Below are 13,090 nucleotides of genomic sequence, written 5' to 3'. Positions count from 1 at the left end.
CTCCTCGCTCTGATGATCAATCGTCAGTTTTGCACCGGGCATTGCCCGGTGCTTTTTTTGACTCAGCGCATCACCTTGAGCGCGTCCGTCCACTTAACCATTTCTTCAAGCATCGCCGTTGCTGAGTGGCTATGCACCGCTTCAGCTTGAAACTTGCGATTCTCATCCAGTTTTTCCCACGGCATTTGCACCATAACGCCCTCGACCATCGGCATCATTTTCAGGGTCGTGACCAATTGCTTGGCCATCTGAGCCGAGCGCAGCCCACCAGACACACCGCCATAGCTTACAAAACCACACGGTTTGTAGTTCCACTCGTTGTAAAGATAATTCAGCGCATTGACGAATGAAGGCGGTGGGCAAAAGTTGTATTCGGGAATCACAAACACGAAGGCATCTGCCTTAGCCACGCTTTCCGACCAGGCTTTAGTGTGTCCATGCTCGTACTTCTCCATACGCGGGTGATTCGGCTCGTCGTACACAGGAAGATTGAAATCCGCCAAATCCACGAGCTCACTTTCAAATCCCCCCTGCTCGTTCGCCGCAGTGTTAAACCACTCTGCAATCGATGAGCCTACTCGACCGGGGCGAGTACTACAGATAATCGTTTGAAGTTTGAGAGACATACGCATGCTTCCTGTTGGCTTCGAATTTTCAGTTGAGACTCGTACTATAGATGCTAAAAGCACACAAAAATAACGAAAAAATCTGCCACCTTTGTTCAGTTTTCCTGAACAAAGGTGGCAGACCGTATCTGGCAGGACGTCACGCGGCGCTCATTAGAGCGCCAAGTAAGGCTTTGCAGGTCCGGACTCGGGTCCCGAACCTGCCCTCGGCTTATTCTGCTGAAGCGATCAGACTGGCGTTACCACCGGCAGCGGTGGTATCGATGCACAGGTGGCGCTCAATGACGTAACGCTGATCAAGCTTGTGCTCTGTGATCACCGGCAGCAAAGCGCCATCCCGCACCGAAAGTGCTTCGCGATACTGCTTCAGCAACGGCTTTTCGGCCACGCTCACCACGGCTTCGTAACCATCGAGTTGAGTCAGTGCTTGGGGCTCCAACAAACCATCACAAGCGACAACAGGAAGTCCGGCATGCATCGCTCTTGCCAGAGCTTTTTCAGCGCCCGGCGCCACGACTACAACCTTGTTACCCTGCGACAAAGCGACGCCGGCCTGTTCGATCGCAGAATCTGTATCTGGCCCCAGGCACAAAACAACGCCCCGAGCGTGACAAGACAGATGGTTCTGCTCACCGGTCGGCCCCGGCATTTCTTCGTAACCAAGATCCAGCGGTGCCGGAACATCGCCAAAGAATGGGCTCAGAGCCTGCTGGCGCCCTTCGGCACCGGTTACGTTCAGCTTGGTCAGCTGGTCGATCAGCTGTTGCACCTTGCGGGCACCAACCGCCTTGCCCTCACCTGCAGACTTCTCGATCACATCACCTTTGATGAAGCGACGCACGTACTGCGGGCCGCCCGCTTTCGGGCCGGTTCCAGACAAGCCTTCGCCACCAAAGGGCTGTGAGCCAACGATGGCACCAATCTGGTTCCGGTTTACGTAGGTGTTGCCAACTTTGATGCGGCTGGCAATGTGCTCAATCCGGCGATCAACCCGACTGTGAATGCCGAACGTCAGGCCGTAGCCTTTGGCGTTAACTGCATCGACTACCTTGTCGATATCCTTGGCTTCGAACGTGGCTACGTGCAGCACAGGGCCAAAGATTTCTTCTTCCATTTCCTCGATGCCGCTGACTTTCAGAACGGCAGGCGACACAAACATGCCTTTTTCCGGAACCGGCAGCTTCTTGAGCAGCTTGCCCTGTTGTTCGAACTTTTTGCAGTGATCGTTGATCTTCTTGCGAGACTCCTCATCGATGACAGGGCCGACATCCGTAGACAGCTCCCAAGGATCGCCAATGCCCAGCTCTTCCATGGCGCCGTAAAGCATTTCCAGTAAGCCTTCGGCGATGTCTTTCTGCACGTAGAGCATACGCAGAGCTGAACAACGCTGACCGGCGCTCTGGAACGAAGAGGCCAAAACATCACGCACCACCTGTTCTGGCAATGCGGTGGAATCCACGATCATGGCATTCATACCACCGGTTTCAGCCACCAGCGGTGCATCCGGAGCCATGTTTTTGGTCATTGCTTTGTTGATCAGCTTGGCCGTGTCGGTGCCGCCAGTGAAGCAGACACCTTCAATGCGCGAATCCGACGTCAGCGCTGCACCCACGGTGCCACCGTCACCCGGCAACAACTGGATGGCATCCTTTGGAATGCCAGCCTCGTGCATCAACTCAACCGCACGCACCGCCAACAAAGAGGTCTGCTCAGCCGGCTTCGCGACCACCGTATTACCGGCAGCCAGGTTAGCCAGAATCTGGCCGGTGAAAATGGCCAGCGGGAAGTTCCAGGGAGAGATACAGCAAATCACGCCACGGGCCTGCCCTGCGTCCTTATAACGAATACCTTCGTTGGCATAGAACATGGCGAAATCGACCGCTTCACGAATCTCGGCCACGGCGTCAAACAAAGACTTGCCGGCCTCCCGAGTCGTCAGGGCAAACAGCTCGTCCACATTCTCTTCGAACAGGTCGCCAACCTTACGAATCAGTTCGGCACGCTTTTCAGCCGGCACGCCAGCCCAATCCTTAAACCCGTTACGCGCCGCTTCAACTGCAGCCTCTACATCTGCCTCAGAGGCATGGGTAATCTGACCAACCACGTCGTCCAGATCCGCAGGATTGCGAACATCGACCACCTCACCACCGGTCGCTGCGACGGCCATTACCGGACCGCCCTGCCACTGGTGCGCCTTGAACTTTCCTCGCCCTTCATTAAGCTCGGCAATCGTCACAGGGTCCGTCAAATCCCAGCCCTTCGAATTACGGCGCTGATCGCCAAAGATGTCTGCCGGCTTAACGATCATCTGGCTGGAAACATCGCGTCCAAGTGCGCTCACCGCATCAACAGGATCTTTAGCGATCTCTTCCGGGGTAATGCTGGTGTCCACAATCTGGTTAACGAAGGAGCTGTTCGCACCGTTTTCCAGCAACCGACGAACCAGATAAGCAAGCAGGTCTTTGTGTGCACCCACCGGAGCATAGATCCGGCAAGGTACTTTGCTTGCCTTCAGAACCTGATCGTGCAGAGACTCGCCCATGCCATGCAGGCGCTGGAATTCAAATTTGTCGCGACCCAGATCTTTAGCCAGCTCAAGAACCGCTGAGACAGAATGTGCGTTGTGAGTGGCAAACTGTGGGTAGATGCGATCGGTCATGCCGAGCAATTGAGTCGTACAAGACAAGTAGGACACGTCACTACAGGCTTTACGGGTGAACACCGGGAAGCCTTCAAGGCCCATCACCTGAGCGCGCTTGATCTCGGCATCCCAATAAGCGCCTTTTACCAGGCGCACCATGATGCGGCGATTGTGTTTCTCTGCCAGCCCATAGAGCCAATCCAGAGTCTGGGAAGCACGCTTGGCGAAGGCCTGAACCACCACGCCAAAGCCATCCCAACCGTCCAGGGCGGGATCGGCAAAGATCGCTTCAATCACATCCAGAGAGAGGTCCAGACGATCCTGCTCTTCGGCATCAATATTGAAGCCCATGTTGGCCGCGGCGGCTTTTTTGGCCAGCGCGACAGCTCTGGGAACTAATTCGTTCATCACCCGTTCTTTCTGGCCATACTCATAGCGGGCCAGCAATGCCGACAGCTTTACGGAGATACCCGGATTGGTCCGCACATCGCCTTCACAGCGTTTGCTGATGCTTTCGATGGCCGTAGCGTATGCCTGAAAATAGCGTTCTGCATCAGCGTCGGTACGAGCGGCTTCACCCAACATATCGTAGGAATAAGTGTAGCCTTGCTCTTCCATTTCCTGTCCATTTTCCTGAGCTTCTTCAATATCTCTGCCCAGAACAAACTGCCGTCCCATTTCTTTCATGGCCTGCCCGGCAGCCACACGAACGACCGGCTCACCCAAGCGTTTGACCAAATGGCGCAAGGTATCACCCACACTTTGGCGCTCAGAATCCTTAAGCAGGTTGCTGGTCATCAACAATGCCAACGTGGCGGAATTAATCAGACCAGATTTCGCTTTGCCAACGTGAGCACCCCAGTTACCGGATGTGATTTTGTCTTCAATCAGATCCTGAATGGTGAGGTTATCGGGCACCCGAAGTAACGCCTCCGCCAGGCACATCAGCGCCACGCCTTCTTTAGTGGTCAGACCGTATTCGGCCAGAAATTTTTCCATGATCGTGGGCTTAGCGTTATCACGCACATCGCGCACCAGCTCCGCCGCTCGGGCAGAAATCGCTTGGCGGGTTTCATCAGACAGCTGAGCCTGCTCAATCAGTCGGTGAATCACCTCATACTCATCCGCCAGATAGTTATTGCGAAGCGCCTGACGAATTTCGTGGAGCTCTTTTGCCGCGGATTGCTGCAAACTCATGGTTATGCCTCCTGATTATTGGAATACTGACCGCATTGTAGCGAAGGCGGTATATTCTATTTTCCTATTAGTCGCCCATATTGGGTCTTATCCCCTGTAATTGACCAATAAAAATTATCAAAAACACTGCATTTCCATTAAAATTAGGAAAACCGACTCAAAAGCCTTATTTTTTATTGCTCACAAGAAGGATAGCAGCCATGTCGGATCTCGACAGGATCGACCTTGCCATCATTCGGGAACTCCAGAACAACGGGCGCGTTACCGTTACCGATCTGGCCTCCCGAGTCGGTTTATCCAAAACGCCCTGCCAAATACGCATGCGGCGGCTCGAAGAACAAGGCTACATCACCGGCTACTCAGCAATGGTAAACCAGACCAAGCTGGGACAATCTCATATAGCGTTTGCCCAGGTGACTCTAAATGACACATCCAGCAAGGCGTTGGCAGCGTTTAACGATGCGGTCAAACAGATTTCTACGGTTGAGCAATGCCACATGATGGCCGCTAACTTCGACTACTTACTGAAGATCCGCACACGAAATATGGCTGAGTACCGACACGTTCTGGGGGAGCAAATCTCCAACCTGCCACATGTTCTGCAAACCAGTACGTTCGTAGTCATGGAAAACGTTAAAGATCGGGGCCTTTAGTGAACACGCTCGATCAAGCAACCGCCCAGCGTATCGTCGACCGGGCGATGCCCGTGATCGGTCACTCTGTGAACGTCATGACGCCGGACGGAATTATTATTGCCTCCGGCGATTCCCAGCGCGTGGGCGCGATACACCAAGCGGCTCGAAAAGTGGCCGAAACGTGCGCGCCAGTTGTGATCACGGAACAAGAAGCCTGCCGATACACAGGAACGCGGGCCGGCGTCAATTTGCCCGTCGAAGTGGGTGGCAAGATCGTGGCTGTCGTCGGAATTTCAGGAACTCCGGACAAAGTACTGCCCTTTGCAGACCTGGTACGGATTACCGCTGAGCTGATTTTGGAGCAAGCTTCGCTGATCGAAGTGGGCCGTCAACGCCGGCATCAGATCGAGAATACAATACTGACCCTACTCAATGGCGAACCCGTTGCGGAATACTGGTTAACGCACCTATCGATTGACCTGCGTAAACCTCGCATAGCCGTCGTACTCGAGGCCAGCGAGCCCCACCAGCCTTGGTTAACCGATATCACCTCACTGGCCAGAGATTTAGAGCGAATAGAGCCGGAAACATTGGTTATTCAGACCGCGGATCAGAAAATTGTCTTCTTTTTTTCAGAAAAGCCGGCTCAGGATGCGCTGATCGCAGCACTGGCTCGCTTACCGGACAACATAAGCGCATCAGTATCTGCCGCCACCGGCGCGGTGTTCAGCAACAATCTAAAAGCCTGCTACGAATCCGCTGCAGCGACCTTACAAGCCGCCAAACAACGCTCCCCAGCACCCGTCCGGGCCTGCTACGAGGATCTGCCGCTGGCAACACTGTGGAGAAGCCTGCAGCCCAAATGGCAACAAGAGCAACTAAACCAAGCCCTTCGCCCTCTGCTCAACCACCCCCGCAGCGACCAGTACCTCAAGACCCTGCGTGTGTTTATTGCGGCCGAAGGGGACATCCAACGTTGCGCCCAGCAACTCCATCTACACAGAAACTCCGTTCGTTATCGGTTAAAGGGCATTGAGGCCCTCACAGGCTGCTCCCCGTTCCGGATCGAAGATCTCATGTTTCTTTATTTAGCTCTGGAATCCAACTGAACGCTAATGCAACTGCACAATTATATCGATTAATAAGAAACCAATTCTGTACTTCCGCATAACGAATTATTGTCAATCTGCTTTTACACTTAGCACCACATAATCGGCCACAGAGCCGGTATAACAATCGGGTTGATTCTGGAGATTTCCGATGCATCTGGTGCTAATTTTGGTTGCGGTCATAATTTTCATTGTGTTCGCCACCAGCCGTTTAAAACTGAACCCTTTTATTACCCTACTGCTCGCCTCGTTTTTGGCCGCCTTTGCCTTTGGCCTGCCGTTAGCTGACATCGAAAAAACCATTCGCGCCGGCTTCGGTAACATTCTGGGCTACATTGGTCTGGTGATTGTTCTGGGCACCATTATTGGTGTGATTCTTGAGCGCACCGGCGCCGCCATCGTGATGGCCGAAAGCGTCGTGAAATGGCTCGGTGAGAGATTCCCAACACTCACCATGTCGCTTGTCGGCTTTATCGTCTCCATTCCTGTGTTTTGTGATTCCGGCTATGTCATATTGAACAGCCTGAAACGCTCGATGGCCAGAACACTCAATGCCTCCCCTGTGGCCATGACTGTTGCATTGTCCACCGGCCTATTCGCCACCCATACCTTGGTTCCGCCAACGCCGGGCCCTATTGCCGCGGCAGGCAACCTGGGACTGGAAAACAATCTGGGTCTGGTTATCGCCGTCGGGCTTGTATTTGCAATCATTGCGGCCTTAGCAGGGCTGTTCTGGGCATCCCGGTGTAAGAACCTGCCAAGCACCGAACTCGAACAAGCAGAAGAGGCTTTCGAAGAAGCCAAACAGCACTATGGGGAACTTCCTCCGGCCAGCAAGGCGTTTGCACCGATTTTCGTCCCAATCTTGCTGATTTGCATCGGCTCCTTTGCCAACTACCCCACCGCACCGCTCGGTGACGGAATGGTTTATGACATCCTGAACTTCCTCGGCAAGCCGTTGAACGCCCTGTTAATTGGCCTCGGTTTTGCGCTCACTCTCCTGCAAGGTAACAACAAGCTTGAAGAGTTCGGCCGTCATACCAGCAAAGGCCTGGAAGTGGCTGCACCAATTATTCTGATTACCGGTGCCGGCGGTGCATTCGGCGCGGTTCTAGCCGCCACGCCTCTGGGAAGCTACCTGGGCGACACACTCTCAACCCTGGGGTTAGGTGTCATGATGCCATTCATTGTAGCCGCGGCCCTCAAGTCTGCTCAGGGCTCCTCCACCGTTGCACTGGTTACGGCCTCAGCACTTGTTGCCCCGCTGCTGCCTCAGCTTGGACTGGATTCCGAGCTCGGCCGGGTGTTGACGGTGATGGCCGTTGGCGCAGGTGCCATGACCGTGTCACATGCCAACGACAGTTACTTCTGGGTGGTGTCTCAGTTCAGCAAAATGAACGTCGCGACCGCCTACAAGTCACACACCACGGCAACCCTGATCATGGGACTGGTGACCATCGTTTGTGTATGGCTAACCTCTTTGGTAGCGCTGTAACATGCGCATCGTCATTGCTCCTGACTCGTTCAAGGAATGCCTGACAGCCAATCAGGTTGCCAGCGCTATCGCCCGCGGATGGGCCAAAGCAGCACCCGGGGACGAGATCGTTGAAGTGCCACTCGCAGACGGCGGCGAAGGCACCACCGTCGCCCTGACGGAAGCCCTGCACGGCCAACTTCAATCGGTCACGGTAACAGGTCCCCTAGGGGATCCTGTCATCGCCCGCTACGGGCTCGCACCCAATGTTGACACAGCCATAGTAGAGGTAGCTGAAGGGAGTGGCCTGCACTGCGTGCCACCCGAAGCAAGGAATGCATTAACAGCTTCAAGCTACGGCACTGGCGAGTTAATGCTGGAAGCTCTGGCGCACAAACCAAAAGTCCTGATCATGGGGTTAGGCGGCAGCGCGACGACAGATGGCGGAGCAGGTATTCTGCAGGCGCTGGGGGCAAAGCTTCTCGACCACGAAGGCAAGAGCATTCCCCGCGGCGGGGTCGGATTAGCGAAACTCACGAGTCTGGACCTGCAGCCTGCAATCGATGCGCTCGGCGACACTCAACTCGTGGTGGCCTGCGACGTCAACAACCCCCTCACCGGGCCCAACGGAGCTGCAGCGGTATTTGGCCCACAGAAAGGCGCCAGCGTTAAACAGCTCGTTCAGCTGGATGATAACCTGGCCCACTTCGCGAGACTGACAAGTAATCAGGGCTGGGATATATCCAGCTTCCCCGGTAGCGGCGCGGCCGGCGGTATCGGAGGCATAATCGCGGGTATTCTGGGGGCAGAACTGCGCCCGGGTATCGAGCTGGTGATGGAGACGATTGGACTGGAAAAGCACATTCAAACGGCCGATTTAGTGATCACCGCCGAAGGCGCCATTGATAGCCAGAGCGCCTTTGGGAAAACGCCAGCCGGGGTATCTGCCCTAGCCAAGAAATATGCCGTGCCGGTAATCGGCTTCGCGGGCAAGCTAGGGCGGGATATCGATGCACTGCATTCACTCGGCCTCACCGCGGCATTTTCAATAACCCGGGCCCCGATGGAACTGAAAAGTGCCTACGCCCAGGCAGAGGCCAATCTGGAACAATGTGCCGAACAATTTGCCCAGCTTACCCATGCCCTTACCGGTAAACATTAACAGCGACTTAAACGCAAAAAACCGAGGTTAGCACCTCGGTTTTTTGTTTTCTGGAGTTGGCGCGCTTTACCGCTTAACGAGCAGGCGCGTTCAGCACATCCAACACTTCCTCAAGCTCGGTAATCATTTGACGAATCAGCTGCTTGTACTGTGAAGTATCGTCTTTCACCTCCGAGCTGCTCAGCTTTTGCTTAGCACCACCAATGGTGTAACCCTGATCGTACAGCAGGCTGCGAATCTGACGAATCGTAATGACATCAGCACGCTGATAATACCGACGGTTACCCCGGCGTTTAACTGGCGACAGCTGAGGAAATTCTTGCTCCCAATACCGCAAAACGTGCGCTTTAACTGCACACAGATCCGCTACTTCACCGATGGTAAAATAGCGCTTCCCCGGGATAACAGGAAGCTCGTTGTTATGACTCGGTTCCAGCATACGTTTCTACTTTCTGTTTCAGTTTTTGGCCGGGCCTGAACGTAACGACGCGGCGTGCGCTGATCGGTATTTCTTCACCCGTCTTCGGGTTACGTCCCGGCCGCTGCTTCTTATCACGGAGGTCAAAGTTGCCGAATCCAGACAACTTAACCTGCTCGTTATGGCTCAGAGCACCTCTGATTTCATCGAAGAAAGCTTCTACCATTTCCTTGGCTTCCCGCTTGTTCAAACCTAATTCTTCGTACAAGCGCTCCGCCATATCCGCTTTCGTCAAAGCCGCCATCCGTCAACTCCTCAGTGTTGCCCCCAGCTCTTCTTTCAGGGAATCAATAACCCCGTTAAAGAGCGTATGCACTTCATCTTCATTCAACGTGCGTTCGGAATGTTGCCAGAACAGGCTCAGGGCCAAACTGCGGTTACCCTCACCCAGACTTTCGCCTTCATAGACATCAAACACACGCAAATCCGTAAGGTGTTCGCCGGCCTGCTTGCGAGCAATATCTTCCACCTGCGCGAACGACACTTCGCTTCCGATAATGATAGCCAAATCTCTTCGAACTTCCGGGAATTTCGAAACATCTTTGAAATTAGGCACATATCCGGTAACGATCGAATTCAAGAATAGCTCAAACATTAGAATCGTGCCATTAAGTTCAAGGTTTTTCTGCACTTGTGGGTGCAAGGTCCCGAACCAACCAACACTTTCGCCGTCGCGCAACAATTCTGCCGTCTGCCCTGGATGCAACGCGGGATGCTCACTTGCCCGGAACTGAACTTCAATACCCAACACCTGGAACAGGCTTTCCAGCTCGCCTTTGACATCAAAAAAGTCGGACGCTCTGCGGCCATTAACCCAGTTCTCGGGCGTCTGACTACCAACCACAACGCCAGCTAGCATAGGCTGCTGGTCAATGTTGTCTCCGTCCTTCACGAAGCGCAGCCCGGTCTCGAACAAACGGATACGCGGCTGCTGACGGTTTTGATTGTGCTGTACAGTTTTCAGCAAGCCACTCCACAAGGTAGTGCGCATCACCGAAAGATCGGAGGAAATCGGATTCGCCAGATCGATGCCTTGCCGATCCGGGTCAACCAACTGCTGAACTTTAGGGTCTACAAAGCTATACGTGATGGCTTCCTGGTAGCCCTGAGACACAAAGAAGTTACGAATCATGGACAGAGGACGAACGGCCTCCTCGCGAACACTCAATCCCAACGAACCCGTCGGCTCCGTTACCGGAAGGTTGTTATAGCCATAGATACGACCAACTTCTTCGATCAAGTCTTCTTCGATAGAAATATCAGGACGGAAACTAGGAACGCTGATGCGCCAGCCGTCCTTAAGAAGTTTTTCAACCCGCAGTCCCAGCCGCGACAAAATCTCCTCTACGGTGGTGCGGTCAATCGCCAAACCCAGCACATCGGCCAGACGTTGCTCACGGAGGTCGACCGTTTTGGCCTTGGGCAGATCTTCCCAACTAACCACCTCAACAATCTCACCCGGCTCACCGCCGACGATGTCCATCAGCAGGCGGGTTGCACGCTCCATCGCCTCACGGGCCAGTTCATAATCAACACCGCGCTCAAAGCGGTGAGAAGCGTCGGTATGCAATCCGTAGTGACGCGCTTTACCAGCCATGGAAATAGGCTCGAAGTAGGCCGATTCCAAGACCAGATCTTGTGTCTTTTCATTGACGCCTGAGTGCTCACCACCCATCACACCAGCAATCGCAATCGGCTTGTCGTGATCGGCAATAACCAGAGTTTCGGCCGTCAGCTCAACCTCCTGGCCATCCAGCAGCACCAACTTTTCGCCGGCTTTCGCCATACGAACCACAATGCCACCCGAAATCTCTTCCCGGTCAAAAGCATGCAGAGGCTGACCAAGCTCGAGCATGACATAGTTAGTGACATCAACGGCGGCATCGATCGAACGAATACCGGAGCGGCGCAGTTTTTCCTGCATCCACAAGGGCGTTTCGACCTTCAGGTTCACATTACGCAGGACCCGCCCCAGATAGCGGGGGCAAGCCTCCGGCGCCTCAATACGGATCTCGGGCACCTCGGAATGAACAGACTCAACCGCTGCAATCTCAGGAGCCTCCACCACCAAGCTGTTCAACACACCCACCTCGCGAGCCAGTCCTTTAATGGACAGGCAATCGCTACGGTTTGGCGTCAAATCCACATCAATCGCGATGTCATTCAGATTGAGGTAATCCACCATGCTCTGACCAACCGGAGCATCGTCAGGCAATTCCATCAAGCCATCCTGACTTTCCGAGAGCGCAAGCTCGGATTCCGAACAGAGCATGCCTTGAGAGGGCTGGCCACGCAGTTTGGCTTTTTTGATTTTAAAGTTACCGGGCAGCACCGCGCCCAGTTCTGCAAATGGCACCTTTAGGCCTTCGCGCACATTCGGTGCACCACAAACAACCTGTACGGTCTCTTCGCCATTGCTAACCTGACAAACGCGCAGTTTGTCGGCATCCGGATGCGACTCAACAGCCACAACCTCGCCTACGACCACGCCGGAAAATTCTCCAGCCACCGGCTCAAAGCCGTCGACTTCCAGACCCGCCATAGTGATCTGATCCATCAATGCTTGGGAATCGATGCTCGGATTAACCCACTCTCGCAGCCACTGTTCACTGAATTTCATCGTTCTTGCCTTGTCCTGATGCCATTTATGCGGTTGATTCGGAGACTTGCTTGCGCCATGTAGCCCTCAGGCTTAACGGAACTGGCGCAAAAAACGCAGGTCGTTTTCGAAGAACATGCGCAGGTCTTTCACGCCGTAACGGAGCATGGCCAGGCGTTCAACACCCAGTCCAAACGCAAATCCGCGATATTCTTCAGCATCAATACCGCAATGCTCGAACACTTTCGGGTGCACCATGCCGCAACCCATCACTTCCAACCACTTAATGCTGCCATCGGCTTCCCGGCCCCACTCAATATCCACTTCTGCGGAAGGCTCAGTGAAGGGGAAGTAGGATGGACGGAAGCGCACCTTCAGGTCGCGCTCGAAAAACACCCGCAGAAACTCCTCTACGGTGCTCTTGAGATCGGCAAAGCTGACGTTCTTTTCGATCAGCAGGCCTTCAACCTGATGAAACATTGGGGTGTGCGTCATATCCGAGTCACAGCGGTAAACCCGGCCAGGACAAATCATACGGAACGGCGGTTTACCGGCTTCCATGGTGCGGATCTGAACGGGAGAGGTGTGAGTACGCAACAGCGTGCCCGGATTAAAATAGAAGGTATCGTGCATCGCACGAGCGGGGTGATGCCCCGGGATATTGAGGGCTTCGAAGTTATGGTAGTCGTCTTCGATTTCCGGCCCTTGCTCAACGCTATAACCGGCGCGAGCAAAAATTTCTTCAATGCGTTGCAGTGTTCGAGTCACCGGGTGCAAACCACCCAGATCCTGCCCGCGGCCTGGCAAGGTTACATCAATGGATTCGCTGGCCAGCTTCGCCTCGATGGCTGCCTTTTCAAGATCGGCTCGGCGTGCATTAATCGCTTGCTCGACCTGACCCTTGGCTTCGTTGATTTTCTGGCCGGCTGCAGGGCGTTCCTCTGCCGAAAGCTTACCCAGAGTTTTGGCCTGCTGAGTAATAGAGCCTTTCTTACCGAGGTACTCTACGCGAATTTGATCAAGCGCCTGCAGGTTGTCTGCTGCTTCGACTGCACTCAATCCGTCCTGAACCAACTGTTCAAGGTTTTCCATTGACCCTGCTCCAAACCTGAAATGAGGTAGGTTAAAACAAAAATAGGGGAAGAGCGTGCCCTTGCCCTATTCAGAAG

The 13,090-nt window shown here is 54.2% G+C and carries 10 protein-coding genes; 4 read left to right on the top strand and 6 right to left on the bottom strand.

The genetic code is table 11. The features are described 5' to 3' along the window. Positions 1 to 62: 62 nt before the first annotated feature. Together VOI14_RS14025 and putA are read right to left on the bottom strand one after the other, a co-directional pair. Entirely contained in the window at positions 63 to 626 is a 564-nt protein-coding gene (locus VOI14_RS14025; protein ID WP_323752669.1) for an NAD(P)H-dependent oxidoreductase, read from the bottom strand. A gap of 211 nt (positions 627 to 837) precedes the next feature. Continuing rightward, positions 838 to 4,464 carry a bifunctional proline dehydrogenase/L-glutamate gamma-semialdehyde dehydrogenase PutA gene (gene putA, locus VOI14_RS14020; RefSeq protein WP_323752668.1) on the bottom strand — a complete coding sequence of 1,209 codons (3,627 nt, stop codon included), beginning with the start codon at positions 4,462 to 4,464 and terminating at the stop codon, positions 838 to 840. A 200-nt stretch (positions 4,465 to 4,664) separates the two neighbouring features. Between putA and VOI14_RS14015 the strand changes: the two genes are divergently transcribed. The 4 genes from VOI14_RS14015 to VOI14_RS14000 all read left to right on the top strand — a co-directional run bounded on the left by VOI14_RS14015 (position 4,665) and on the right by VOI14_RS14000 (position 8,844). After that, complete coding sequence (locus VOI14_RS14015) at positions 4,665 to 5,117, top strand: Lrp/AsnC ligand binding domain-containing protein (protein ID WP_323752667.1); 453 nt, start codon at positions 4,665 to 4,667, stop codon at positions 5,115 to 5,117. Beyond that, positions 5,117 to 6,208 (top strand): CdaR family transcriptional regulator, encoded by a 1,092-nt coding sequence (locus VOI14_RS14010; RefSeq protein ID WP_323752666.1) that lies wholly within the window; start codon positions 5,117 to 5,119, stop codon positions 6,206 to 6,208. The genes VOI14_RS14015 and VOI14_RS14010 overlap by 1 nt, the downstream gene beginning before the upstream one ends. A gap of 151 nt (positions 6,209 to 6,359) precedes the next feature. Continuing rightward, positions 6,360 to 7,703, top strand: a complete 1,344-nt coding sequence (locus VOI14_RS14005; protein WP_323752665.1) for a GntP family permease — start codon at positions 6,360 to 6,362, stop codon at positions 7,701 to 7,703. Between the two features lies 1 nt (position 7,704). Beyond that, the gene (locus VOI14_RS14000) at positions 7,705 to 8,844 is read left to right on the top strand and encodes a glycerate kinase (protein WP_323752664.1); all 1,140 of its coding nucleotides are present in this window, start codon (positions 7,705 to 7,707) and stop codon (positions 8,842 to 8,844) included. 73 nt (positions 8,845 to 8,917) lie between these two features. Here the strand turns inward: VOI14_RS14000 and VOI14_RS13995 are convergent, their stop codons facing one another. The 4 genes from VOI14_RS13995 to pheS all read right to left on the bottom strand — a co-directional run bounded on the left by VOI14_RS13995 (position 8,918) and on the right by pheS (position 13,013). Further along, on the bottom strand, positions 8,918 to 9,283 hold the full coding sequence (locus tag VOI14_RS13995; RefSeq protein ID WP_323752663.1) for a MerR family transcriptional regulator: 366 nt from the start codon (positions 9,281 to 9,283) through the stop codon (positions 8,918 to 8,920). Next, positions 9,264 to 9,566, bottom strand: a complete 303-nt coding sequence (gene ihfA, locus VOI14_RS13990) for an integration host factor subunit alpha (protein WP_022989370.1) — start codon at positions 9,564 to 9,566, stop codon at positions 9,264 to 9,266. The genes VOI14_RS13995 and ihfA overlap by 20 nt, the downstream gene beginning before the upstream one ends. Positions 9,567 to 9,569: 3 nt before the next feature. Beyond that, positions 9,570 to 11,942, bottom strand: a complete 2,373-nt coding sequence (gene pheT / locus VOI14_RS13985) for a phenylalanine--tRNA ligase subunit beta (RefSeq protein WP_323752662.1) — start codon at positions 11,940 to 11,942, stop codon at positions 9,570 to 9,572. 72 nt (positions 11,943 to 12,014) lie between these two features. Beyond that, positions 12,015 to 13,013 (bottom strand): phenylalanine--tRNA ligase subunit alpha, encoded by a 999-nt coding sequence (gene pheS, locus VOI14_RS13980; RefSeq protein ID WP_323752661.1) that lies wholly within the window; start codon positions 13,011 to 13,013, stop codon positions 12,015 to 12,017. Positions 13,014 to 13,090: the final 77 nt, after the last annotated feature.

Origin of the sequence: Marinobacter sp. (assembly GCF_034669625.1) — a bacterium.
Lineage (GTDB): Bacteria > Pseudomonadota > Gammaproteobacteria > Pseudomonadales > Oleiphilaceae > Marinobacter.
This window is presented reverse-complemented; position numbering and strand designations above follow the sequence as displayed.

Coding starts and splice junctions, on each gene's coding strand:
- VOI14_RS14025 (WP_323752669.1), bottom strand. CDS start 626: ATGTCTCTCAAACTTCAAACGATTATCTGTAGTACTCGCCCCGGTCGA.
- putA (WP_323752668.1), bottom strand. CDS start 4,464: ATGAGTTTGCAGCAATCCGCGGCAAAAGAGCTCCACGAAATTCGTCAG.
- VOI14_RS14015 (WP_323752667.1), top strand. CDS start 4,665: ATGTCGGATCTCGACAGGATCGACCTTGCCATCATTCGGGAACTCCAG.
- VOI14_RS14005 (WP_323752665.1), top strand. CDS start 6,360: ATGCATCTGGTGCTAATTTTGGTTGCGGTCATAATTTTCATTGTGTTC.
- VOI14_RS14000 (WP_323752664.1), top strand. CDS start 7,705: ATGCGCATCGTCATTGCTCCTGACTCGTTCAAGGAATGCCTGACAGCC.
- VOI14_RS13995 (WP_323752663.1), bottom strand. CDS start 9,283: ATGCTGGAACCGAGTCATAACAACGAGCTTCCTGTTATCCCGGGGAAG.
- ihfA (WP_022989370.1), bottom strand. CDS start 9,566: ATGGCGGCTTTGACGAAAGCGGATATGGCGGAGCGCTTGTACGAAGAA.
- pheT (WP_323752662.1), bottom strand. CDS start 11,942: ATGAAATTCAGTGAACAGTGGCTGCGAGAGTGGGTTAATCCGAGCATC.
- pheS (WP_323752661.1), bottom strand. CDS start 13,013: ATGGAAAACCTTGAACAGTTGGTTCAGGACGGATTGAGTGCAGTCGAA.